The organism is Arthrobacter sp. 01T428 (assembly GCF_056398685.1).
On the sequence record NZ_JBFTPW010000008.1, the window covers coordinates 271,572 to 296,101 of the forward strand.

21 protein-coding genes are annotated in these 24,530 nt (G+C 64.6%); 7 read left to right on the forward strand and 14 right to left on the reverse strand.

Going from position 1 to position 24,530, the window contains the following annotated elements:
* Nucleotides 1-127: 127 nt before the first annotated feature.
* The 4 genes from AC1DJB_RS11980 to AC1DJB_RS11995 all read left to right on the forward strand — a co-directional run bounded on the left by AC1DJB_RS11980 (nt 128) and on the right by AC1DJB_RS11995 (nt 4,933).
* Entirely contained in the window at nt 128-2,782 is a 2,655-nt protein-coding gene (locus tag AC1DJB_RS11980; RefSeq protein ID WP_476910287.1) for a LuxR C-terminal-related transcriptional regulator, read from the forward strand.
* Nucleotides 2,783-2,883: 101 nt separating this feature from the next.
* Entirely contained in the window at nt 2,884-4,218 is a 1,335-nt protein-coding gene (locus AC1DJB_RS11985) for an aminotransferase class V-fold PLP-dependent enzyme (RefSeq protein ID WP_476910288.1), read from the forward strand.
* Entirely contained in the window at nt 4,215-4,727 is a 513-nt protein-coding gene (gene sufU / locus AC1DJB_RS11990) for a Fe-S cluster assembly sulfur transfer protein SufU (protein WP_059387921.1), read from the forward strand. Before AC1DJB_RS11985 ends, sufU begins: the two co-directional genes overlap by 4 nt.
* Nucleotides 4,728-4,795: 68 nt before the next feature.
* The gene (locus tag AC1DJB_RS11995; RefSeq protein WP_172465507.1) at nt 4,796-4,933 is read left to right on the forward strand and encodes a hypothetical protein; all 138 of its coding nucleotides are present in this window, start codon (nt 4,796-4,798) and stop codon (nt 4,931-4,933) included.
* A 387-nt stretch (nt 4,934-5,320) separates the two neighbouring features.
* Here AC1DJB_RS11995 and nhaA read toward each other — a convergent pair whose 3' ends face one another.
* The 3 genes from nhaA to AC1DJB_RS12010 all read right to left on the reverse strand — a co-directional run bounded on the left by nhaA (nt 5,321) and on the right by AC1DJB_RS12010 (nt 7,531).
* Nucleotides 5,321-6,628 carry a Na+/H+ antiporter NhaA gene (gene nhaA, locus AC1DJB_RS12000; RefSeq protein WP_441437687.1) on the reverse strand — a complete coding sequence of 436 codons (1,308 nt, stop codon included), beginning with the start codon at nt 6,626-6,628 and terminating at the stop codon, nt 5,321-5,323.
* A gap of 182 nt (nt 6,629-6,810) precedes the next feature.
* Nucleotides 6,811-7,032, reverse strand: a complete 222-nt coding sequence (locus tag AC1DJB_RS12005) for an SCO4848 family membrane protein (RefSeq protein WP_307052623.1) — start codon at nt 7,030-7,032, stop codon at nt 6,811-6,813.
* 1 nt (nt 7,033) lies between these two features.
* Nucleotides 7,034-7,531, reverse strand: a complete 498-nt coding sequence (locus AC1DJB_RS12010) for a DUF2505 domain-containing protein (RefSeq protein WP_441437688.1) — start codon at nt 7,529-7,531, stop codon at nt 7,034-7,036.
* Nucleotides 7,532-7,675: 144 nt separating this feature from the next.
* Here AC1DJB_RS12010 and mfd point away from each other — a divergent pair, with 144 nt between their 5' ends.
* Nucleotides 7,676-11,392 (forward strand): transcription-repair coupling factor, encoded by a 3,717-nt coding sequence (gene mfd, locus AC1DJB_RS12015; protein WP_284989812.1) that lies wholly within the window; start codon nt 7,676-7,678, stop codon nt 11,390-11,392.
* A 6-nt stretch (nt 11,393-11,398) separates the two neighbouring features.
* Nucleotides 11,399-12,202: a metal-dependent hydrolase gene (locus AC1DJB_RS12020; RefSeq protein ID WP_284989811.1), complete on the forward strand. Its 804-nt coding sequence runs from the start codon at nt 11,399-11,401 to the stop codon at nt 12,200-12,202.
* A 9-nt stretch (nt 12,203-12,211) separates the two neighbouring features.
* On the opposite strand, the gene AC1DJB_RS12025 is transcribed toward AC1DJB_RS12020, so the two are convergent.
* The 8 genes from AC1DJB_RS12025 to AC1DJB_RS12060 form a co-directional block, all read right to left on the reverse strand.
* Complete coding sequence (locus tag AC1DJB_RS12025) at nt 12,212-13,714, reverse strand: OmpL47-type beta-barrel domain-containing protein (protein ID WP_441437689.1); 1,503 nt, start codon at nt 13,712-13,714, stop codon at nt 12,212-12,214.
* On the reverse strand, nt 13,711-14,220 hold the full coding sequence (locus AC1DJB_RS12030) for a hypothetical protein (RefSeq protein ID WP_476910289.1): 510 nt from the start codon (nt 14,218-14,220) through the stop codon (nt 13,711-13,713). Before AC1DJB_RS12030 ends, AC1DJB_RS12025 begins: the two co-directional genes overlap by 4 nt.
* Nucleotides 14,221-14,236: 16 nt before the next feature.
* Nucleotides 14,237-15,082, reverse strand: coding sequence for a COG1470 family protein (locus tag AC1DJB_RS12035; RefSeq protein ID WP_441437691.1), 846 nt, complete (start codon nt 15,080-15,082; stop codon nt 14,237-14,239).
* 93 nt (nt 15,083-15,175) lie between these two features.
* Nucleotides 15,176-15,631, reverse strand: a complete 456-nt coding sequence (locus AC1DJB_RS12040; RefSeq protein ID WP_332601501.1) for a hypothetical protein — start codon at nt 15,629-15,631, stop codon at nt 15,176-15,178.
* Between the two features lie 257 nt (nt 15,632-15,888).
* A complete protein-coding gene (locus tag AC1DJB_RS12045) occupies nt 15,889-16,113 on the reverse strand; it encodes a hypothetical protein (RefSeq protein ID WP_284989806.1) in 225 nt (74 codons plus the stop codon).
* A gap of 53 nt (nt 16,114-16,166) precedes the next feature.
* The gene (gene deoC, locus AC1DJB_RS12050) at nt 16,167-16,871 is read right to left on the reverse strand and encodes a deoxyribose-phosphate aldolase (protein WP_441437692.1); all 705 of its coding nucleotides are present in this window, start codon (nt 16,869-16,871) and stop codon (nt 16,167-16,169) included.
* 94 nt (nt 16,872-16,965) lie between these two features.
* Nucleotides 16,966-17,871, reverse strand: a complete 906-nt coding sequence (locus tag AC1DJB_RS12055; RefSeq protein ID WP_306961257.1) for an FAD-dependent oxidoreductase — start codon at nt 17,869-17,871, stop codon at nt 16,966-16,968.
* Between the two features lie 140 nt (nt 17,872-18,011).
* A complete protein-coding gene (locus AC1DJB_RS12060) occupies nt 18,012-19,022 on the reverse strand; it encodes a LacI family DNA-binding transcriptional regulator (RefSeq protein WP_441437693.1) in 1,011 nt (336 codons plus the stop codon).
* 134 nt (nt 19,023-19,156) lie between these two features.
* On the opposite strand from AC1DJB_RS12060, the gene AC1DJB_RS12065 reads away from it, so the two are divergent.
* Nucleotides 19,157-20,614 (forward strand): sugar porter family MFS transporter, encoded by a 1,458-nt coding sequence (locus AC1DJB_RS12065; RefSeq protein ID WP_284989802.1) that lies wholly within the window; start codon nt 19,157-19,159, stop codon nt 20,612-20,614.
* On the opposite strand, the gene AC1DJB_RS12070 is transcribed toward AC1DJB_RS12065, so the two are convergent.
* From AC1DJB_RS12070 to nirB, 3 genes are all read right to left on the reverse strand, one after another.
* On the reverse strand, nt 20,611-21,771 hold the full coding sequence (locus tag AC1DJB_RS12070; protein ID WP_306961261.1) for a uroporphyrinogen-III synthase: 1,161 nt from the start codon (nt 21,769-21,771) through the stop codon (nt 20,611-20,613). The two genes, AC1DJB_RS12065 and AC1DJB_RS12070, sit on opposite strands and share 4 nt — an antisense overlap.
* A 10-nt stretch (nt 21,772-21,781) precedes the next feature.
* Nucleotides 21,782-22,816, reverse strand: a complete 1,035-nt coding sequence (cobA, locus tag AC1DJB_RS12075; RefSeq protein ID WP_441437694.1) for a uroporphyrinogen-III C-methyltransferase — start codon at nt 22,814-22,816, stop codon at nt 21,782-21,784.
* Between the two features lie 12 nt (nt 22,817-22,828).
* A partial coding sequence (gene nirB, locus AC1DJB_RS12080; RefSeq protein WP_441437695.1) for a nitrite reductase large subunit NirB occupies nt 22,829-24,530 on the reverse strand: 1,702 nt, incomplete at its 5' end.

Here is a 24,530-nt window from a genome sequence, read left to right on the forward strand (position 1 = left end):
CCGGAAAACCAAGTAGTTACCACTCAATCCAGGGACTGAAACCCGAAGGTAACGTTTGGAAATGACACCGGTCCGTGCCACAGCCGTCAGGAACGTGTGTCCGGCGGCCCGAAGATGAGACAGGACCATGGACGATACCGAAGGGACCCACACCCCGCCCCCGATTATTCGGGCCGCGGAGCTCCAGGAGATTGTTATTGCCTTGTCCGGGCCGGAACCGGCCGGGATAGTCATCTCGGGACCGGGAGGCTCCGGAATGACCACCCTCTTGGACGCAGCGGCTTCAGTGCTGGGCGGTTCCTTCAGCGTGATCGCCCACAACGTCTCGGAGTCGTTCGCGGACATTCCCTTTGGAATCGCCATGGCACTTGTTCCGGACCTGCCGGCGAGGGCCAAAGTGTGGCCGGGTTCCATCGTGGCGGCTTGCCGCAAAGCGGTGCGTGGCGCAGCGACCTCCGGATCCGCCGCACTGCTGGTACTGGACAACATAGATTTCCTGGATGACATGTCTCTTTGGCTCCTGAGCCAACTGCTTGTTGAACCGGACATCCGCCTGATTGCCACCCACCGCTCGGACCGGCCCTTGAGAATGGAACTCATGGAATCCGTGGTGTCGCGGCAGCTGTCGGTGGTGACCCTGGACGATCTCACGCAGGAGCAGCTTCGCGAATTCCTTGATGATCGCCTCGGCGGGCGCGCAGCCCGCAGCCTGGTCCGGGACATCCATACCCTCACCGGTGGAAACCTGCAGACCGCGAAGTTGTTGGTGGACGAAGCCGCAGCGCGTGGCGAGATCGTGGAACAGGCCGATTCCTGGATGTTGTCCGGACCAATCCGCTTGGACGGTTCGCAAGCGCTCGAGCTGACCCGCCACCGGCTTGAGGGCTATTCCGTGCCACAGCGGCAGGTGGTGGACATTCTGGCGGTGGGGGAGCCGATACCGCTGGCCGTCCTTGAACAACTCGGCCCAAAGCGGGCGATCGAAGCGCTGCGGTCCGACGGAACCATCCGGGTCCTGAAAGACAGCCAGGAGACGGCAACGCTCAGCCATGCCATCGAAGCGAGGCTGGCCCGGCAGCACTTGGGACCTGAACGGATCCTCGAACTTCGGAGGAGCATCTACGCGACGTCCTCACCCGTTGGCGATGATTCGCTGTGGACGCTGTTCCGCCGCGTGGACCTAGAACAGGCAAGCGGTTTACCGGTGCCGGACGCCGATCTTTTGGCCGTGGCCATCGCCGCGAACGACATTCACGACAACCGGAGGGCCCGGCGGGCCGCGGAAGCGGTGCGGGCGCCGGAACTCGGACTGGTTGCCGGCGTGGAACTGGCGAGGGCGCTCTATCAGACGAGGGACTTTCCCGGGGCTGTGACGGTCTTGAAGGGTCTGGTGGCGAACACCCCCGACGTCCTGACGCTCGACTTCGCCCACGCTGTGTGGCTTCTGCTGCATGCGCTTCTGCCGACATCGCCGGGAGCCAATGTGCTGAAGGCGGTCCTCCAGGATGCCCGACGGCGGCTGGAGGCTGCCGCCGTCGGCATCCAGCCCGGCGAGCCAGCCCATCTTGGCGAGTCCGCCGTCCGGGACGAACTGGACGTCCTCCAGCTGTATCTGGACGCCCAAAACGGTAGCTGGCCTTCAGCCAACACCGAGCTGTTCCAAAGGCTTTGCCATAGCCAATTGGTCGATCCTGGATTGAGATCGGAGGGCCATCCACCCCCGCCCACCCAGGCCGGCGTGCTGTTGATGGCGCTCGTCTCCCAGGGGCTGGCTGTCAGCGGACGGTTCGCGGACGCCGTCGCACTTTCGACCCTGGCGCTCGAAGCGGTGGGGCGGCTGCCGCGCTGCCCCGTGGACTTCCACTCCACTGTGCTGACCATCCACGGGTCCAACCTGATCTGGCGCGGGCAATGGGGCGGGCCCGAAATGTTCTGCGCCGGAAGTTCCAGCTTCAGCAACCGGATGAGCTATTTCGGTGGCTCAGCGCATCTGTACAGGGCACTCGTACTTGCCAGGCAGGGGAGCCTGGAACTGGCATGTGAACAGTTCCGCCAGGCCAAGGCCCGGCTGGATGAAGCCGACCCTGACGGGCTCCTCCCGCCGGCGCTCGGCGGACTTGCCGCGGCTGCGTGGTTGCTGGGGGACGTCAACCAGGTCCGTCGCGCCCTGGCTGCCTACGATTCGCGGGCCAGCGGAGGGAACTACCTGGCCTCGCAGCTCGCCGAAAGCTATTCGTCCGCCGCCCGGTCAGTGCTGATTGGCGCTGAGCACTCGCACCGGAAGCTGCTCCAACTCGCCGGGTCTGCCGCCAAGAAGGGGCACCGGGCGCTTGAGATGTTGAATCTCGGCCTTGCGGCCCGTACCGGCACCCGGGGAGACCGGCAGCTGGGGGCCGGAGTGTCCGAGCTGGTGTGGAGTGTCGAGTCCGGCATGCCGTCGGGACAGGAAGCAGGACAGGAAATGGGAACTGGGCAAGTAGGCATCGGAGAACCTCAGCAAGCGTTGGACCAGGAGGAGGCTTTCGTTTTTGACGAACCCCACCCGGCCAGTCCGGAGGCCGGATCCTCGGTCCTTCCCGGCGTCGTCAAGCTTTCCCAGCGTGAACGCGAAGTGACTGCCCTGGTGGCCTCCGGGCTGAGCAGCGCGGAGGTGGCTGCCCGCCTGGGTATCGCCGTGAACACGGTCAACGCCCACCTGCAGCGGGTCTACGGCAAGCTCGGAGTGTCCCGCAGGCAGAAGCTTTCCGAACTGTGGGACGAGCTCGCGAAGCCGGAGGAGTAGGGCCAACGCTCCTATTGGTGGGACAATTACAAGGTGACGCCGCCAGTCCTGGCGGTCCGCCGCTGGCGATTGCCACGTAGTCCTGACAAGGAGCACCGGTTTTGACAATGGTTTCCACCCCCGCGTGGGGAGATGCCCAGGTTTCCGCACTCGATGACGATGAAGTCGGTCGCATCCGCAACGACTTCCCCGTTCTTGGGCAGGAAATCAACGGCAAACCGCTGGTCTACCTGGATTCCGGGGCCACCTCGCAGAATCCCCGGAGCGTGCTCGAGGCTGAGCAGGAATTCTATGAACAGCGGAACTCGGCCGTCCATCGCGGAGCGCACCACCTTGCGGTAGAGGCAACCGACGCCTTCGAAGACGCACGTTCCACCGTGGCACGTTTTGTGGGTGTGGAGGACGATGAGCTGATCTGGACCGCCAACGCCACCGCCGGGCTGAACCTCCTGGCCTATTCGTTTTCGAACGCCAGCGTAGGCAGAGCGGGCGGGGAAGCCGGACGCTTCGCCCTCAAGCCGGGGGACGAAGTCCTTGTCACCGAAATGGAACACCACGCCAACCTGATTCCGTGGCAGGAGCTGTGCCGGCGGACCGGGGCAAGCCTCAAGTACATTCCCCTCGACGACGCCGGTGCGCTGCGTCTCGAGGAGGCAGCACGCCTCATCACCCCGCGCACCCGGATTCTGGCCTTCACCCACACGTCAAACGTCCTCGGCAATATCAACCCCGTTGGCGTGTTGGTCGGAATGGCGCGGGAAGTAGGCGCATTGGTGGTCCTGGACGCATGCCAGTCCGCGCCGCACCTCCCCTTGGACTTCAAGGCGCTGGACGTGGATTTCGCCGTGTTCTCCGGCCACAAAATGCTGGGGCCCACGGGAATCGGTGCGGTCTATGGCCGCAGCGAACTGCTCAATGCCATGCCACCGTTCCTGACCGGCGGTTCCATGATCACCACAGTGACCATGGAGGAAGCCCAATACTTGCCTGCTCCCCAGCGTTTCGAGGCTGGAACCCAGCCTATTTCGCAGGCTGTGGCCCTCGCTGCCGCAGCAAACTACCTCAGCGAAACAGGAATGCAGCGGATCGCCCGTCGTGAGGCGGAGCTCGGCCAAAGGCTTGTCACCGGCCTCAGCGCCATCGACGGCGTGCGTGTGCTGGGCCCCAGGCCGGGAGAAGAACGGACTGGTCTTGCCGCGTTCGACGTCGCCGGAGTGCACGCGCACGACGTCGGGCAGTACCTCGACGAGCTGGGCATCGCCGTCCGGGTGGGCCATCATTGTGCCCAGCCGTTGCACCGCAGGCTGGGCCTGAGCGCGTCCACGCGGGCCAGTACCTACCTCTACACCACATCCGATGAAGTCGATCTGTTGGTGGATGCGGTTGCCCGGATCAGGCCGTACTTTGGGGTAGCGGCTCCTGGAGCCACATCATGAGCGGCCTGGACTCGCTCTACCAGCAGTTGATCCTGGAGCATTCCAAGGCGCGCAGCGGCGGAGACCTTGCCAAGCTTCCGGCCCCGGGAACCGGCACCCCCGGCACGGAACAGAGCTACACGGGCCAGAGCCACCAGCTGAATCCCATTTGCGGGGACGAAATCACCCTCCGGCTGAGTCTTGGCACCGCCGGTGACGGACAGGCTGTCACGGAAATCCATTGGGACGGCGACGGATGTGCCATTTCGATGGCGTCGGCGTCCATACTCAGTGAAATGGCACCGGGCATGTCCCCGGTGTCTCTTCGCCACACGATCGACCACTTCCGCGAATTGATGCGTTCGCGCGGCAAGCTGGAAGCGGATGAGGAACTTCTCCAAGACGCTGCCGCCCTGGCTGGCGTTGCCAAGTATCCTGCCCGGGTGAAGTGCGCCATGCTCGCGTGGGTTGCCGCGGAGGACGCGCTGCGCCAGGCCGAGGCGGGCCAAGGGTTGGCCCAGGCTCTCTAGTGCGGGTGGGCCGAGGTCGAGTACCCTCCACTCTATTTCGGCCCGTGGTCCGGATTTAGCCTCGAAGCATGATTACCTTGGAGAGCAGGCGCGAATGGCGCCAGAGCCAGCATAGGGTCCGCCGGGCGGAATTCGTGGTTGTGGGATTGTTGCTCGCCCTCGTCGCCGCGACAATTCTTGCCGCCGTCGCGGGATTCGTGCGGTAAGGCCGAATGGTTCACCGCAGCTGTGCTGCGGCCTTCACGGCTGACTATATAAAGGTTGGAAAACCGCACGAGGCAAAGAAAAGCTCGGACCCGAAAAACCGGTCCGAGCTTTTTTGTACCATTGGCCTAGTCATCGCATCATTTGGGTACCCGCTGCGATGAGCACCGAAATCGACATGAGACCGAGAATTACCCAAACAAAGATCAATGACCAGTTCTTCTCTTGGGCTTTCCTGTGGGCCCCATGCCACACTCGTTCCATACTATTCGCGTCCATAGCAGCAAGGTATTCCTGCAGATTCCGCCCAAACAGCGTGCCGACCACCCCAATTGAAAAGGGCATTACTCGCATTAAAATGCGGGCTACTCGTATGCGGTCCCGGCACGTCAGGCGCGGGTAAAAACGTCAGGCACGCCGTCGCCGTCGTCGTCCCTTAGCTCCTCCCGCACCACGTGGCGGTAGTGCCGGTTACGGGCTTTGAGTACGACGGCGGCAAGCACCGCCGCGGCGAGGGAACCGGCGAGGATGGCCACTTTCGCGTGGTCGTCGTGCGGAGAACCGCTACCGAAGCCCAGCTCGGCGATCAGGAGGGAGACGGTGAAACCGACGCCCGCCAGCATGGCCAGCCCTGCGACGTCGATCCATGCCAGGCCGTCATCCAGCCGCGCGCGGGTGGTCTTGGTGATGAGGAACGTGGTGCCGAGCACTCCAGCCGTCTTGCCGGCCACGAGGGCCAGGACGATGCCCACCGCCACGGGATCGCGCAGGGCCGCTCCCAGTCCTTCGGCCCCGCCCAAAGCCACGCCGGCGGAGAAGAAAGCGAAAACAGGCACCGCAAAGCCGGCGGAGAAGGGACGCAAGCGGTGTTCGAAGCTTTCGGCGAGCCCGGCGGCAGGTTCGCCGTTCTTGCCTGAGGCTACGACCGGCACCGCGAAACCAAGCAGGACCCCCGCCACGGTGGCGTGGATGCCCGAGGCATGGATGAAGGCCCACGTGGCTGCGGCCAAGGGGAGCAGCAGGTACCAGCTGCGGACGCGTTTCTGGACCAGGAACGTAAAGAGGGCCAAGGGCACCGCCGCGACCAGCAGCATGAAGGGCTGTAGGCCGCTCGAGTAGAAGAAGGCGATGATGCCGATCGCAATCAAGTCGTCCACCACTGCCAGTGTCAGCAGGAAGGTCCGCAATGCCGCGGGCAAATGCGTGTTGATGACCGCCAGGACGGCCAACGCGAAAGCGATGTCAGTGGCAGTAGGGATGGCCCAGCCCTTGAGTGTTTCCGCGCCCGAGCCGAGGTTGATCACCACGTAGATGAGCGCGGGAAGAACCACGCCGCCCACCGCTGCCGCCACCGGAACGATCGCTTTTGCCGGCTTCCGCAGTTCCCCGGCCACGAATTCACGCTTGAGTTCCAGTCCGGCGATAAAGAAGAAAACGGCCAAGAGCCCGTCGGAGGCCCAGTGGCCCAGGCTCAATTCCAGGTGCCAGGGAGCGTAGCCGATCTTCACTTCGCGCAGCGCGAAGTAGCCGTTGGCAAGGGGCGAGTTTGCCCAGGCGAGTGCGGCCACAGTAGCGGCGAGCAAAAGCGCGCCACCAACGGTTTCAGTGCGGAGAATAGCCAGGATCCGTTGATATTCCGGGAAACTGGATCTGCTGAATACCCTTAAGGGGGCAGCGTCGTGGGGGCGGTTCGCCATGTGGCTCCTTGGGGAGTGCGGGGTCGACAAAACTATTGCCGACCAGACTTCCCGGCGCACCTGTGTTCTATTTTAGCGGAACGGTCACCCACCCCGCCGAGGCCCCAACTAGCTCGCAGTTAATGTCGTTATGAGGCGTCATAACGACAACAAATGCGAGTCAGTTGGGGCCGGAAGGGGCGTTACGTGAGCAGCGCCGTGATCCCGATGACCGCCGTCGCGAGTCCGAGCACCATGGAGATGGCGACCAGCACGACGTGGACGGTGAGGAACTTCGTGGCCTTCCCGTTGGCGTCGCGAGCACGGGAGTCGGCCATGACGCGGCGCAGGAACTGTGGCCACACGATGAGGGACCACGCACCCGCGACGATCAGCACGATCGACAGCCCGGCTGCCAACTGCACGCTAGTGGCTTTCGAGCCAGGCCTGGGCCTGCTGGGACTGGATGTTCAAGGCCTTGCCCACCATCGGTTCGGCTGCGTCGGCGATCTTGCCGCCGAGGAACGGAACCGACGACGTGACGGCACCTTCGAGCTCGACGCGGGTGCTGCCGCCGTCGGCCACCAGGCGCTGCGTTGCGGTGACATCCAGCGGGGCGCCGGAGATCTTGAGGGAGATGTTGCTGGTTCGCGAGCCATCGGCCGTCGGGGCGTCCCACTTCTCGGTCTGGGTGACGGTGAGCTTCTCGCCCACGAACTTCCGGGCGATCTCCGGGAGGCGCGTGGTGGGCAACGTGCGGACCGTTGTGGTGGTGAAGGGTCCGGCGACGTCGCCGTCGATCTGGAATGATTCCAAAGTGCCGCCGACATACTCGCTCGTGTGGCGCAGGAAGTCTTCGTCGATGAAAGTGGCGGCTACGCGGTCGACGCCGTAGGGCAGGGTGGTGGATGCGTTCAGGGCCATGGGGGTCCTCCGTGAATATCTCGGTTGAAAGCTCTTGCGGCTCCCAAACATCCTACGGTGTGGGCGGGGTAGGCTAGGAACGCCCCGGGATTCGAGAGAATTTCGGGTTTTCGTGCTGCCTTCCCCACTCCAGGAGTGCCATCCATGAGCCCCAAAGGCCAACCGTCAGCGGTCAACTCAGGAATCAGCCCTGCCGGCACTGTCGCATCCCTTGATGGATTGCGTCGGGCCCTGGGTGAGGACCGGACCTTCGCCCGGGTCCGGCCCGAGGCCTCCCGGGCCTTCACCGAACGCAGTTCCGATTACCAGATCAGCGCCCCCGCGGGTCTGCGGGCCGCGCTGCTGGCCGAGATGGCCGATGGCCTCGCCTCCCAGAGTCTTGAAGACAGCGCCGTGGTGCTGGCCGTGACGGCAACGGGCCGCGAAGCCGAGGACCTCACCGAGGCCTTGGCTGCCTATCTCCCGGCGGACTCGGTGGCGGCCTTCCCCAGCTGGGAAACCCTGCCGCACGAACGGCTCTCCCCGCGCTCGGACACAGTGGGCCGCAGGCTCTCGGTCCTTCGCCGCCTTGCCCACCCGGAGAGCTCGACGGCGGGTCCCTTGCGGGTGGTCGTGGCGCCGGTTCGCGCCGTGGTCCAGCCGGTCGTGGCGGGCCTCGGAGAACTGGTCCCGGTGACGTTGAGGGTGGGGCAGGAAATGCCCTTCAGCGACGTGGTACGCCGCCTTGCCGACGCTGCCTATTCCCGCGTGGACATGGTGACCCACCGTGGTGAATTCGCCGTCAGGGGCGGTATTTTGGACGTCTTCCCACCCACCGAGGACCACCCGATCAGGGTGGAATTCTTCGGCGACGAAGTGGACCAGATGCGCTGGTTTGCGGTGGCAGACCAGCGTTCGCTCTCCGGTCCGGCCGTGCACCACCCCAGCGAATTGCACGCCCCGCCGTGCCGGGAAATCCTCATCACGCCGTCCGTCATGTCCCGGGCGGCAAGGCTCAAGGCCGAGATGCCGGCCGCCGCTGACATGTTGGAAAAGATCGCGGGCGGCATCGCCGTCGAGGGCATGGAGTCCCTGGCGCCTGTCCTGGTGGACGCCATGGTGCCTTTCGTGGACCAGCTGCCGGCCGGTTCCATCGGTGTGGTCATCGAACCGGAAAAGGTCCGGACCCGAGCCCATGACCTCGCGGCTACCAACGAGGAATTCCTCGAGGCAGCCTGGTCCACGGCGTCCGACGGCGGGACGGCTCCCCTCGATCTCGACTCGGTACTGGGCTCCCAAGCCGCCTCGGCGTTGCATGCGGCCAGCTTCCAATCCTTGACGGACACCCGGAGCGCAGCACTGGCCCACGGGGTCTCCTGGTGGTCCATCACGTCCTTGGCGACCGACGAAGACCTGGTCCTCGACATCGACGTCCTGAACCTGCACGCCCGTGAACCGCGCGGCTACCAGGGAGACGTCGCGGAGATGCTCGAATTCATCGGCTCCCACGTGCGCGAGCAGTGGCGCATCGTGGTGGCCACGGACGGGCCCGGTCCTGCCCAGCGTCTCGCCGAGTTGTTCCATGATGCTGATATCCCGTGTTCCCGCGTCGACTCCCTGGCCCACGAACCCCAGGCCGGCATCATCGAGGTGACCACTGCCGCCGTCGGACGCGGTTTTGTGCTGGACGGCCTCAAGCTGGGGTTGCTCACGGAAGCGGACCTTCTGGGCCGCTCGTCGGCCGGGTCCACGAAAGACATGCGGCGCATGCCCTCGAAGCGGCGCAACGCCGTCGACCCCCTCCAGCTGCACGCCGGTGACTTCGTGGTCCACGAACAGCACGGGATCGGGAAGTTCGTGGAGCTGATCCAGCGCAAGGTGGCCGGCTCGTCTGCCGGTTCTTCCGGGGGAGACGCCGGTCTTCGCGAGTACCTCGTGCTCGAATACGCGGCGTCCAAGCGCGGTGCCCCCGGCGACCGGCTTTTCGTGCCCACGGACCAGCTGGACCAGGTGACCCGCTATGTCGGCGGCGATACGCCCTCGTTGAGCAAGATGGGCGGGGCGGACTGGGCGAGCACCAAGTCCAAGGCCCGGAAGGCCGTCAAGGAAATCGCGGGCGAGCTCATCAGGCTGTACTCCGCCCGCATGGCCTCGCGCGGACATGCCTTCGCGCCGGACACGCCGTGGCAACGGGAACTTGAGGAAGCCTTCCCGTATGTGGAGACGCCGGACCAGCTCACCACCATCAACGAGGTCAAAGCCGACATGGAACGCGAGATCCCCATGGATCGCCTGGTCTCGGGAGACGTCGGCTACGGAAAGACCGAGATCGCGGTCAGGGCCGCGTTCAAGGCGGTGCAGGACGGCAAGCAGGTCGCGGTACTGGTTCCCACCACGCTGCTCGCCCAGCAGCACTATGAGACATTCACCGAGCGATTCTCCGGATTCCCTCTGCGCGTCAAGCCGCTGTCCCGCTTCCAAGGCGCGAAGGAAGCCAAGGAAACCATGGAGGGAGTCAAGAACGGCTCCGTGGACGTCGTCATTGGCACGCACCGCCTGCTGTCCAAGGACTTCGAGTTCAAGGACCTTGGCCTGGTGATCGTGGACGAGGAGCAGCGCTTCGGTGTGGAGCACAAGGAAGCGCTCAAGAAGATGCGCACCAACGTGGACGTCCTGGCCATGAGCGCCACTCCCATCCCGCGTACCTTGGAGATGTCCCTCACGGGCATCCGCGAAACGTCCACGCTGGCCACACCGCCGGAGGAGCGGCACCCCGTGCTGACGTACGTCGGGCCGTTCACCAACAAGCAGACCTCCGCGGCGATCCGGCGCGAACTTATGCGCGAAGGCCAGGTCTTCTTCGTCCACAACCGGGTGTCCTCGATTGAGCGCATCGCCGCCCAGATCCGGGAACTCGTCCCCGAAGCCCGCGTCGAAGTGGCGCATGGGCAGATGTCCGAGAGCCGCCTGGAAAAGATCATCGTGGACTTCTGGGAGAAGCGTTTTGACGTCCTGGTCTGCACCACCATCATTGAAACCGGCCTGGATATTTCCAATGCCAACACCCTGATTGTGGACGGTGCGGACAAGTACGGCCTCTCCCAGCTCCACCAGTTGCGTGGCCGCGTGGGCCGTGGCCGGGAACGCGCCTACGCCTACTTCCTGTACCCCTCCGAGAAGCCGTTGGGCGAGGTGGCGCTCGAACGGCTCAAGGCCGTCGCGGCCCACAACGAGCTTGGCGCGGGCATGCAGTTGGCCATGAAGGACCTCGAAATCCGCGGTGCCGGCAACCTGCTGGGCGGGGAACAGTCCGGGCACATCCAAGGGGTTGGCTTCGACCTGTACATCCGCCTGGTGGGCGAAGCCGTGGCCGAATACCGCGGCGAGGCCGAAGAGAAGGCCGCAGACATGAAGATCGAGCTGCCCGTCAACGCCCACTTGCCGCACGATTATGTGCCGGGTGAACGCCTGCGCCTTGAGGCCTACAGGAAACTGGCCGCAGCCATCACCAATGAGGCCATCGACGAGGTATTGGCCGAACTCGTCGACCGGTACGGAGAGCCGCCGCTGCCCGCGAAGAACCTGATCGCCGTCGCCCGCTTCAGGGTGGGTGCCCGCGAAGCCGGGCTGTCCGACGTCGCGCTCCAAGGCAACTTCATCCGTTTCTCGCCCGCCCAGTTGCCTGAATCCAAGGTCATGCGGCTCAACCGCATGTACCCGGGATCGCAGATCAAGCCGGCCCTCGACGCCGTGCTGCTCCCCAAGCCGAAGACGGCTAGGATCGGCGGCCGCGACCTGCAGGACGCCGAAATCCTGGAGTGGGCCAACACGGTAATCGAAGCTATCTTCGCGGCTTCGCCGGCCACCCAGACTGCGGGCTGAAGCTTGATGGGAGGACACCACGCCGCGTCCGGGGCCGCGGCGTGGATAGCTATCGCTTCAACCGGCCCGTACGCCTTGGGCTGGTACCCGCTGGACGCCACCGGAATCCTCATCGGAGCGATGACGACGGCGGGAACTGCCTTGGTGTGCGATTGGGACCACCGCTCAAGCACCATCGCCCACTCGCTGCCGCCGCTGTCCAACGTGATCGCCGTCGGGATCGAGAAGGCCAGCGGAGGGCACCGGCAGGGAACCCATTCGCTGCTGGGCGCTTCGGCTTTCGTGGTGCTCGCCGCCATGGCTGCCCAGTTCCAGCTGGACACTCCCGTAGGCCGTTTGTCCGTGGGTGCCGGACTGTTGTGCATGTTCATGATCAACCTGGCCGCAAAAGCACTGAAGCTGTTCCCGAACTCGGGGTGGATCTCCCATTGGATCTTCGCGCTCGCCATGGCCGGGCTGGTCACGTGGTTCGCTCCGCATCAGTGGAGCTGGCTGCCCTTGGCCATGCTCACCGGCGTCGTGGTCCACATTGCGGGCGACATGATCACCACCGGGGGAGTGCCGCTGTTGTGGCCCATCGTCATCAAACCGCCCAAGTTCTGGCGCAAGCTGCCCCTTGTCAGCGGGATTTGGCGGGCCAACGGCGCGTTCTCCATCCCGTTGCTTGGCAAGGCCGGCTCACGGCGGGAATGGCTGGTCCTGATTCCCGTGAGCGGCTACGCCATGGTCGGGCTTGGCCTGGCGGCGTGGGCATTGCTCCGGAACCAGTGGCCTGCCCTCCTGGCACTCATGGTGGGGCTGGGTGGTTGACGGTGGATCTCAGAACTTCGATTGGCCGCCGGCGGTCACAGTTCCAACAGGGTTGCCAGCCTTGTCAGTAGCGCCCGTTGCCGGAGAGTAGACCGGAGTAGCCGGTGAGAGGCCAGTTCCCGCGGTGCCACCCGAGCCGTTGGAGGTGAAGGTGATGACGAGGGTTCCGGAGGACTGGGTCCAGGCCATGGTTGCCGAGAAGGTTCGAGCCGAGGTGCCTGTGTTGTAGGCGGCACCAAGGGAGACGCTGCCAAATGCTGGCGCCGGGCAGGTGGAGCCAACGAACGTCAATACGTTGCCTGCGCTGATACTGGCGGTGCCGGTGGCAGTCAGGGTGGCGGACGTCGAATCCCAACCACTGCACAGGGTGTGTGCGTCCATGTCGGTCGAGAAGACGATGGTGAGCGTATCTCCTAAATCGGCTGTCTTTCCTGTCCCACCGTTGGCCATGGTGACCGAGCTGACAGCCGGGGCCGTAGTGTCGATCTTGATCGTTTGAGTTTGGGAATTGCTGGTGTTCCCTGCGATATCAGTGGCGGAGTAGAACACCGTATGAGTGCCGTCACCGCCGCTGACACTCACCGCGGCTGTGGCCGCGTTGACGGTGACCGGGGGAAGGGCGTCCACATGGTAGGTAATCGACGCGACGCCCGAACCGCCGGCGTCTGTCGCGCTGAGGTTAACCGTCACCGTGCTGGTCCTGTTGTAGCCCAAGGAGTTTGGCGTTGGCGAGATTGAGGCAACTCCCACCACCGGGGCAGTGGTATCGATCTTGACCGTTTGGGTCTGCAGGCTGCTGGTGTTCCCTGCGACGTCAGTGGCGAAGTAGGACACCGAGTGGTTGCCGTCGCCGCTGACGCTTACGGCCGCCGTGGCGGCGTTGACCGTCACTGTGCTGCCGCCGTCGACCGCGTAGTTGATGTTCGCAACGCCCGAACCGCCCGTATTGTCTATGGCGGCGAGGTTGACCGTGACCGTGCCCGTGCGGTTGAAGCCTGCCGTGTTCGGCGTCGGGGAAACCGAGGTCACGCTAATAGTGGGGGGCGTCGAATCAGTATTGACTGCAGAACTGCGTGCGCTTTCAGCGCCGGCCCACAAGGAGATGACCGGTGTGACTGTGTAGTACCAGGAGCCGCCTGGCACGCCTTGTTCAATGCAACTAAGGGTGGTCACCGTGCCCGCGCAGCCGCCTCCTGCGGCCACCGCGGTACCACCGCTCGCAGAGGTGTAGCGGGCTACGGTGTAACCCGTCACTGCATGTCCGGCCGGTGTGGAAACAGCTGCCCAGCTGACGGTGACATTCGTGCCGTTCAGGGACGCAGAGGGAGTGCCGCCTTGCGGCATGCTGTCGGCTTTTGCCGCCCCGAAGTTGCTGCTGCTCAGCGACTGCCAAAAGGCGTTGGCTGCCGGGCCGCCCCAGGAGATGAAGAGCACCGCAAGGAGCGTCCACGTCACGCGACTGCGGACCGCCCGATTGTTTCCGCGGCCTGCAGAGTGCTTGGGCTTGTTCATTTGCGGACCGCCATCGTCACTGGAAGGTGGAATACAGCGCCTTGGCAGCTTGATTGTGAAGCCGTCGACATCGACGCGGCTGCTGGGAGGGTGATCAGAATGGAGGAATTCGCCGGTATGGACACTGATGGCGTCAGAGGGGCGGCCGGGGCGTTGAAGGTCACGCCCGTGGTGCTGCATAGCGGGTGCGATGAATCCGCAGTGGCGGTCCCGTTGGAGGTGAAGCTGTAGACCTGTACGGCGAAGCCATTTGGATTGCTCGCGCGCACGATCACGTCGGCGCTTCCGCCAGGAACCAAGGTAGTCGAAGGTGAGTCGCCGGCGACCAAGGCGTCCACGGTGACGGTCTGCATGGTGCCGTTGGCTGCCGAGCCGCTCCCGATGCCAATGGTGTTCCAGTAGGCGTAGGCCGTTCCAACGCCAAGGACCAGGCTCAGTAGCGCGGCTGTCACGCCTGCCTTCGCTGCGAGCAGGGGGCCCGACTTCATCCAGCGGTTCGCTTTCATGTCAGTTACCCGCATTTCAGTTACCCTGTCCCGTTCCGGAGTAGGAAAGCTGCAGCGTGGCACCCTTGCAACCGTCCTGGTTGAGCGAGCTATTCAGCATCTTTATTTGCGGCCACTGAGCTGCCGGAATTCCGCTCCCGGAAAGCGAGGAATTGCCTGGTGGGGCAGATATCGGATAAGTGCCGCTGAATTGAACCACTGTGTAGTCCGAAGGATTGCACGGCCGGTTGTTAGCCACGGCCTGGGCGGTCCGGGTGATTCCCGTGACGGAAACGGTCAGGCCAGTGACATTCAGGCTGGAATTGCCCGGGTTCGTCAATTGAAGATTAATCGGCACCGCACTGCCCGGCGCCAAAAGCCCGGTGGGGCCGCCTGAGATGGTGAACGTTTGGTGTTGCCCGGTAGTCACCGTCAAGGAAGCGACGACGACGGCGGACTGTACCGTCCCGCTGGTGCCGTTGAGGCTCAGGGAGTACATGCCAAGAGGTGTGGCGGAAGTCGTGGAGACGTCGAGGTTCGAGGACGCCGATCCCGGCCCGACGGCGACGACTGCGGGCGAAAACGATGCTGTGGCGCCTGCTGGCAGCCCCGAGATTGTCAGTGCGACGTTGCCGACGAACCCGCCTGAGGGCTGGACCACGACGTTGTAGCTCGCCGTTGTCCCCTGGGTGACGGATCTGCTGCTTGGGGCAAGCTGCAGGGTGATGGCTTTTGGCGTGTTCTGGTTGCCGTTGCCATTACTACTGGCGGCGAGCACGACGCCCGACGTGAGGGTCACCAAAAGGAGGCCTGCCAGAAGCACTTTGGCTCCCGCTCGGACGATGCAAAGCGGCGAGTGGAATAACTCCGGAATGCTCGGCACCTGGGCCTCCTCTAGATCTGTTTTCGTGGGTTTTTCTCAAGCGAACGCACAGCGACAACTGGTGGGCCCGTGATGGACCCACCAGTTGAATTACTAGAGACTTCCGACCGTGACGGTAACCGTGGCGCTTTTGCAGGAGTCTTGGCTCGCGGCGTCGTTGAGGAAGGTCAGTGTTCCGCTGCCGACGGACGTGCCGGTTGAGTTGTGTGCCACGGGCGAAGTCGAGGTCACCGCCGTGACCGTGAACCAGGTAGCGAGGCAATGCGTGGGGTCGCTGGTGGATACCGTTGCTGTGAGGGCTCCCACCACTGTGTCAGTGTTGCTCGCATTGTCGGCCGTGTAGGCGACAGACGTCGAGTTACCGGGGGCAAGTCCCGGGGCGAAGTTTGCGTGCAGCGTCACCGTTCCGCCGCCGGCCGAGTTGGCCGCTCCGCCAGATCCGCTACCGGTGGTGCTCCAGTAGGCATAAGCCGCTCCGCCGCTTGCTGCCACGAGGGCGAGTGTTGCTGCTGCCGCGTAGACTTTTCCCTTTTTGCTGAATTTGCGCATGAGTGAGACTCCTTTGTGAATTGGTATTCCCCAGAACAGGCGACAGCGGCAATGAATTCGAAATTTCCAACCCTTGCTTCGATTGCCCATTCAATCGATGACCACATGCTGGCATGGGCGGTCTTTAACAAACAACGAGTGGTGTTACCCGTTTTTTCAGCCCCATGCGAGTGGTACTACTTGGTTTCGAAGGAGTCGCACTTAAACAACTGTGGCCCCGGACTAAATGTCCGGGGCCACAGTTTTGCGGTTAGGTCTTAGCTTTCGCCCGCCGAGTTGGAGCGGCCGAGAATGGTCTGCGGGATCCAGAAGGCGAGGCCAAAGAGGACCAGGCAGACGGCCATCGGCCAGGTGTTCTCCAGGGTCAGGAAAGTCAAGGAGTAGATGGCGCCCAGGAACAGGACCATGCTGAATACAAAGAGCAGAATGCTCTGGCCCATGGGGTTCTCTTTTTCGATGGGCTGGCTGGCGTTCTGGGACATGCTTTCCTCCTCGGCCCCGGGGGGCTCAAAAACTATGGCGGCTGCCGGGAAACTCAGTACGCGGATGAACCTTGTTCACCTTTGACGATGGCAATTCCGGAGCTCGCACCGATACGTGTTGCACCAGCAGCAATCATAGCCTGTGCATCGGCGAGGGAACGTACTCCACCCGAGGCCTTGACGCCGAGATCCGGGCCTACCGTCTTGCGCATGAGGGCTACATCTTCCACCGTGGCGCCGCCACCGTTGAAACCGGTCGAGGTCTTCACGAAGTCCGCCCCGGCCTCCACCGACGCCTCGCAAGCCAGGACCTTTTGCTCATCAGTCAGCAGGGCAGTCTCGATGATGACCTTGAGGATGGCTCCACCCGCGTGGACCGCCTCCGCCACTGTCGTGATGTCATCCACCAATGCGCCTTTGTCCCCGGCGCGGGCCGCGGCGATGTTGATCACCATGTCGATTTCATCGGCGCCATCCAATACGGCACCGCGTGCTTCGAAAGCCTTGACGTCGCTGGGGGTGGCGCCCAGCGGAAAGCCGACAACCGAGCAGGTGAGGACTCCGGAACCCTTGAGCGCCTTCGTGACGGTCTTGACCCAAATCGGGTTGACGCACACCGACTTGAACTTGTACTCAGCCGCCTCGGCACAGACGTGGCGCACCTCGGCCTCGCTGGCCTCTGGCTTGAGAAGAGTGTGGTCGATGTATGAAGCGATGCTTGCACTGTTGTCCAGTACGCTCGAGGCTTCGTTGCTCATGGAGGTCCTTCCGTGGCGGGCCCGGTGTGCCGCAAGGGTCGCGGCTCATCAAATGACCATCTTGCCACACTGCCCGGCTGCCGTGGAGGCTCCCTTAGGCGGCTGCGGAGCGCGCGGAACCCGGGGACTGGGTGGCACTGGAAGTGCGGAGCCTGGCGTCTTCCTCAAGCCGGGCGGCGCAGTGAGCCGCTGCGGCATTCGAGGACAAAACAAGCCCAAGGCGCATGCCGTCCCGGGAGGCGGCGTCCCCGATCGCCCAGATACCCGGCACCGAAGTGGCGAAGTCGCGCCCCACCTTGATGCCGCCGTCGGGAGCTGTTTGCAGACCGGCACTTTCAGCGAGCCCGTTGCGGGGGAGCCGTTCCTCCGCGAGCACCACAAGGTCGCCGTTCATGCTGCTACCGTCCTCGAAAACGATTCCGGTAGCCGGCAGGACCGAACCGGCGACGGAAGGCATGACCGCAGCTGGACGCAAGGTGGTACGGATGGGTCGGACTCCGCGGGCACGCAGCACCGCTTCGGCCTGGCCGGCCGCCGGACCGGTACCAACCAGAATCCCCAAAGGACGACGTCCCAGGACCCTTGTGATGTCCTTGACCGCGGTGCCGATCGGTTCGGCGTCGTCGATGGTGGAGTAGTTGAGGCTGCGTGCTGCGCCCTGCACCGGCGGGTACATGGGGGCGGAACCGGTGGCAATGACCAGCTGATCGTAGGTGAACTCGAGGCCTTCGGTGGTGGTCACCGTGCGGGCCTGGACATCGATGAAGCTCGCGGCCTGGCCGAAACGCACGGAGACCTGGGGGAGGGCGGCCAGCTCCAGGAGCGCATCGGGGCACTCGTCGCGGTTGCTCAGCACGGTGATGTTGCCGGGGAACACCGTGGTTCCCGGCTGTCGCGAAGTAGTGCTGTTGCCTGTCAGCCGACGGACCAGGGCCTGGGCTGCGGGCCCGGCTCCGGCGATGACGAGGTGGACGGAGCCTGCGGACGGTGTGATGGACATGATGGTCCCTTCGCTGAACTGAGCTGTGGTTGATGTGCCTATGCCCAGCGTAGGCGGGGGGTTTTTCGGTGGTGTTTCCCTGTTGTTGCCATTTGGCGGTGGCTCGTTCCCTGATGGTTACCCGCCGGTAATGAGCTGGGTCACATGGGGGCGGGTGCCGTTGAGTTGCGGACCACCAACTCGGGAATGAGGCGCTCGTCCGCGATGGGAGCCTGAGCATGATTGAGCCGGTCCATGGCCACGGCTCCGGCGACACTTCCCAGTTCCATCGCGTGGAGGTCGACGGACGTCAGCTCGATGCCGTGGAGCCGGCCGGTCCGTGAATTGTCATAGCCCACCAGCGACAGGTCCCCGGGAATGGCCAGGCCCCTTGCGTAGGCGGCTTCGCGTGCCGCCAGCGCGAACTGGTCGTTGTGGGCGAAGATGGCGGTCGGGCGGTCCGCTGAGTCAAGGATTTTACTTGCGGCACGCATTCCGCCATCTTGCGTGAAGTCATGGGCCGGTACGGTCCGGGGAGCCAGGCCGGCGCCGCGCATTGCCTTCTCATAGCTTCTCCGGCGGACCGTATGGCCGTCATAATCGGGTCCGGCCAGATGGGCGATCCGGGTGTGTCCAAGGCTGAGGAGGTGTTCGGTGGCGGCGCGGGCGCCGGCGTCGTCGTCGGAATACACGCTGTCGACGCCGGGTACTGGCCGCGCGACGCTGACGATCGGGACTATCCGGGCCAGTTCCCGCACCCGTTCGTCCGGCTCCAGCAGCGTTGCGGCGATGATGATCCCCACCCGTGCCTCGATCAGCGAGTCCACGGCTCCCGCGTCTACGCCGTCAATAGACTGGGAGACGCTTAGGATGAGTCGGTTGTGGGCCTGGGGGAGCGACATCCTCACGCCGCTGAGGATGTCGGCATAGACCTCGTTGTGGATGTCCATCAAATAGAGCCCGACGGCGGAGCGATGCTTGCGTGCCAGGTCTGCAGCGGCTGCGTTGGGCCGGTAACCGAGACGTTTTGCCGCCTCGAAGATGGCCTGCTTCGTCTCGTCGCTGACGCCTGGAGCACCACGGAAGGCGAAAGACACGAGCGTGCGGGAGACGCCGACTTCACGAGCAACATCGCTCTGTGTTGCGGGACGGAGCTGCCGGTCAAGACCCATGCCCTCATCTTCCCACGGCGGAGAAAGTCTCAATTAAGTCATTTGTTAGATTGACCTTACATTTAAGTCTTTCGCGCGTTAGTCTGTTATTCAGAGCGGGTGTATGACCCGCATCACAAGACAAAGGAGTCCTGATGTCTGCTACGCAAAGCCACAGGGGAGTCGGCAGCGCGGTCGCGCTTCCTCCCCTGAGCAACGGCCCGCATCGTAAGCGCCTTGGCCTGGTCGCCCTGATTGCCACCTTCGGTGGACTGCTGTTCGGTTATGACACGGGTGTCATCAACGGCGCCCTGAGGCCAATGACGGCCGAACTCGGCCTCACCCCGTTCACCGAGGGCATCGTCGCCAGCTCGCTCGTCTTCGCCGCGGCGATCGGCGCGCTCTCGGGCGGGCGCATCTCCGACGGGTGGGGGCGCCGCAAGACGATCATTCTGCTCGCGGTACTGTTCTTCGCCGGCACCTTGGTGTGCGTGTTCACCCCGAGTGTCGGCGTGCTCGTCGTCGGCCGCGTCCTGCTCGGTCTCGCCGTGGGCGGCGCCTCGGCGGTGGTCCCCGTGTTCCTGGCGGAGATGGCCCCGTTCGAGATCCGTGGTTCCCTGGCGGGCCGCAACGAGCTCATGATCGTCGTCGGTCAGCTGGCGGCTTTCGTCGTCAACGCCATCATCGGCATCGTGTGGGGTGACGTTCCCGGCGTCTGGCGCATCATGCTTGCGGTCTGCGCGTTGCCGGCGATCGCGCTGTTCTTCGGCATGCTCCGCGTGCCCGAGTCGCCGCGCTGGCTGGTGGAGAAGGGCCGGCACGATGAGGCCCTCGCCGTGCTTCGGTCCGTCCGTTCCGAGGACCGTGCGCTCGCGGAGCTCGGCGAGGTGGAGAACGTCGCCAAGGAGGAGCGGGAGAGCCAGCAGATCGGCTGGCGTGCGGTCTTCAGCAACAAGAACCTGTTCCGCATCCTGCTTGTGGGAATCGGCTTGGGCGTCGCCCAACAGCTGACCGGCATCAACTCGATCATGTATTACGGCCAGACGGTGCTCGTCGAGTCGGGCTTCAACGAGAGCGGCGCGCTCATCGCGAACATCGCGCCCGGAGTGATCGCCGTGATCGGCGGCGTCATCGCCTTGACCCTGATGGACCGGATCGACCGTCGCAAGACCTTCATTCTGGGCCTCGCGCTGACCACCAGCTGCCACCTGCTCATCGGGTTCGCATCCATGATGTTGCCCGTCGGCAACCCGATCCGCCCGTACGTGATCCTCTTCCTGGTGGTTGCCTTCGTGGGGTCCATGCAGACGTTCCTGAACGTCGCGGTGTGGGTCTACCTGTCGGAGGTCTTCCCGCTGCATATGCGCGGCTTCGGCACCGGCGTCTCGATCTTCTTCCTCTGGGTCGTCAACGGATTCCTTTCGCTGTTCTTCCCGTCGCTGGTCGCGGGGCTCGGGATCACGGGCACTTTCTTCCTTTTCGCCGTCGTCGGGGCGCTTGCCCTGGTCTTCGTCGTCAAGCAAGTTCCGGAAACCCGTGGCCGGACCTTGGAAGCGCTGGAGGAAGACGTCACCACCGGTGCCATCTACCTCGTCCACAAGAACCAGGGCTAGACGCGCAACCGGTAACCCCGCTTGACGACGGTTTCCACGAGCTTTCCGTCCGGCAGCGAGGACCGCAAGCGGCTCACCGTCATGTCCAGGGCGTGGACCGAGCCACGCAATTCCAGAAGGTCGGAAAGGGCCTCTCGGGACAGCACCGCGCCCCCGGCTCCCAAAAGCGCGCGCAGCAGGAGCAGCGGAGCCGGGGCCAGTTCCACCACGGAACCATCGATCCTCAAACAGCGGCCGCGCAGCTCGATGTGCCCTGCGGGGGTGTCGAGCCGGCGGACATGGTTCAGGGCCAGATGTTCGGTGACGAGCCGGATGAGCGCACCCATGCGGTAGCGGTCCGGGATGAGGGGGCTGAGCCCGGCGTCGACCAACGGCTGTGCGGTGACAGGCCCGACGGCGGCGACGGTCACCTGGGTCTTGAGGGCCTCGATCAGCTGGCGGTACAGGCCCATCTCGTGGGCCGTGCTCCACATGGCGTCTACCGCGGGCGCGCTCGTAAAGGTGAGCACATCCAAGTCCCCGGAGCAGGCGGCTTCGATGAGGCGCGGAAGCTTGTCTTCGCCGTCGGGCTTTACCCAGCGGTACGGGGTGACAGTGAGGACCGTCGCGCCGGACATGCGGAGGCGCTCCAACTGGCGGACGTCGGTGTAGCCGTGCAATTGCACGGCGACGGTCTTCCCGCGGACTCCTTCCTGAAGGAGCATATCCACCAGTGTGGCGGTGGTTTCGTCACTGCTGATCCCGACGTCGGCAAGGCCTGCCGCGCGGACCGCGCCCCGGGCTTTTGGCCCGCGCACGAACATGCGGCAGGCCCCCAGCACATCGAGAAGTTGCTCGCCGATGCCGAAGGAGTCCGCGGCTTCGCACCAGCGCCGCATGCCGTAGGCGGTGGTGGCGATGCAGATATCCGGCTTGGCCGCGATGATCGTTTTCGTGTCCTCGATGAGGGTGATGTCTTCCTGGACCGGCGCGATCTTCAAAGCCGGAGCGTGCAGCACGGAAGCGCCGCGCCGCTCGAGCGCCTCGATCAGGTCACGTGAACGCCGGTGTGAAGTCACTCCGATCCGGAAACCGTCCAGCGGCGCATCGTCGTTTGGTCCAGGGGTGGCCAGCGGCGAGCCTGCATCGATGGAATCAAGGGCATTCAGCGTAGTCATGTGTGTTCTTTCAGGCTTCAAGGAGGGAAGCCGCGAGGAGGTCAAGGTCTGCGGTGGCTTCGGTGTGATCGCGGTTGGCTTCGGCCACGCGGACCACCTCGCCGATGACCAGGACGGCCGGGTTGGTGCAGCCTGCGGCCGCGGTTTCAATGGTGCCGAGTTCGGCGATGGTGGTGCGCTGCCCGGGGCGGTAGCCGCGTTCGACGACGGCCATGGGCATCGCTGGATCCATCCCGGCCCGCCGGAGCCCGGCAGCGAGCTGGGGGAGGGTGCCGATGCCCATGAGGACCACGATGGTCCCGCCGAGTCCGGCCAGGTGCGTGTGTTCCTTCTCGGTCAGCGGTGCATGGCCGGAAACCACGGTGAACATGTGGCTGACCTCGCGGTGAGTGACGGGAATGCCCGCGGCCGCCGGGACCGAGATGGCGCTCGTGACGCCCGAGATGACGCGGACCGGGACCCCAGCCTGCACGCAGGCGCTGACTTCTTCGCCGCCACGGCCGAATACATAAGGGTCGCCGCCTTTGAGCCGGACTACGTTCTTGCCGGTCAACGCGGCGTCCACCATGAGCGTTTCGATGTCGCATTGGGCGACCTTGTGGTGCCCTGGGCGCTTGCCGACATCCACCAGTTCCGCGGACGTCAGTCGCGCCAGTTCCGCGTAGGGGGCAAGCCGGTCGTAGAAGACGACGTCGGCGTCACGCAGCGCGTTGACCGCGCCTATGGTCAGCAACTCGAGGGTGCCGGGACCGCCGCCGACCAGGGTAACGTGGCCGGCCTCGCCGGCAGCCGGTTCGCTTGCGACGGGGATTCCCGCTTCCCGGCAGCGGGCAAGCAAGGGCTCCCAGCCGGGCTGGCCGTCGTCGACGGCCGCGACCAGGAAGGGGCGTTCGGGCAGCGGGCCGTCAGAGTCAGCGCCGTCGGGGGTGCTGAGCCGATGGACGATGGCGCCGGCGGCTTCGAAGCGCCGTACGGCTTGCCGCGCGGCGTGGGTAGAGCCTGTGACCAGAACGTCGCGGCCTGTGAGGTCGATGGTGAGCTGCATGGTTTGTGCTCCTTAGTCCTGGCCGCGAACGGGGATCGTGCTGGCGATGAGGACGCCGCCTTTTTCCTCGTTGGTGGCGGGGCGGATTTGGCCGCGTTCGGGGACGAAGGCGATGGCCTCGTCCTTCTGGTCGGGTGCGTTCACGAAGGAACGGAAGCGGCGCAGGCGCTCGGGGTCCTTGAGGGTCTCTGCCCATTCGTCTTGGTAGGTGTCGATGTGCCGGGCCATGGCGGCTTCGAGGTCGTCCGCGATGCCAAGGGAGTCGTGGATGATGACGTCTTCGATGTGTTTGAGGCCGCCGTCGAGCTCTTCCTGCCAGCGGGCAGTGCGCTGGAGGCGGTCGGCGGTGCGGATGTAATACATGAGGTAGCGGTCGATGTATTTGATCAGGGTGTCGTCGTCCAGGTCCTGGGCGAGGAGCTGTGCGTGGGCGGGCAGAAAGCCGCCGTTGCCGCCGACGTACAGGTTCCAGCCCTTGTCGGTGGCGATGACGCCGACGTCCTTGCCGCGGGCTTCGGCGCATTCGCGGGCGCAGCCGGAGACGCCCATTTTGAGTTTGTGCGGGCTGCGCAGGCCGCGGTAGCGCAGTTCCAGGTTGATGGCCATGGCGACGGAGTCCTGGACACCGAAGCGGCACCACGTAGATCCGACGCAGGATTTCACGGTGCGCAGGCTCTTGCCGTACGCCTGGCCGGACTCGAAGCCGGCGTCGACGAGTTCCTTCCAGATCTCCGGGAGCTGCTCAAGGCGGGCCCCGAACATGTCGATCCGCTGCCCGCCGGTGATCTTCGTGTAGAGGCCGTACTTCTCGGCAACGCGGGCAATGACACCCAGGCCCTTCGGCGTGATTTCGCCGCCGGCGATGCGGGGGACCACGGAGTAGGTGCCGTCCTTTTGCATGTTTGCCAAGGCGCGGTCGTTGGTGTCCTGCAGGGTACCGCGCCCGGCACCGAGCACGTATTCACTGTTCTGTGAGGCGAGAATCGACGCGATCGTCGGCTTGCAGATGTCGCAGCCCGCGCCGGTGCCGTATTTGGCCAGGATGTCCTCGAAGGAGGTCAGCTCCAGCACGCGGATGGCGTCGAAGAGTTCCTGGCGGGAGAGGCTGAAGTGCTCGCACAGGGCCTTGGAGACTTCGATGCCGGACTTCTTTAGTTCCCCTTCGAGGAGCTTCTTGATCATCGGCACGCACGAACCGCACTGGGTGCCGGCCCGCGAACATGTCTTTAGTTCGCCGAGTTCCTGGACGGGGGCGTTGCCCTCGCAGGAACCGCAGCCGTTGATGGCATCGCGGACGCTGCCTGCGGCGACGTTGTTGCAGGAGCAGAGGATCGCGTCGTCCGGGAGTTCGGTCTCGGGGGCGTCCCCGCCGCCCGCAGCGGTGAGGTAGGCGCCTGGTTCGGCGGGCAGTTCCCGGCCGAGCAGGGGGCGCAGGCTCATGTACGGGGTGGCGTCGCCGACGAAGATCCCGCCGAGCAGGGTCTTGGCATCGTCGGTGGTGACGATCTTCTGGTAGACGCCGCGGGCGGGGTCGGCGTACACGATCTCCAGGGAGTGCTCGGTTGTGGCGAACGCATCGCCGAAGCTGGCCACGTCCACGCCGGAGAGCTTGAGCTTGGTGGCGGTGTCGAAGCCGGGGAACGTCGCTTGGCCGCCGTGCAGCCGGTCGGCCACGATCTCAGCCATGGTGTTCGCCGGAGCCACGAGCCCCAGG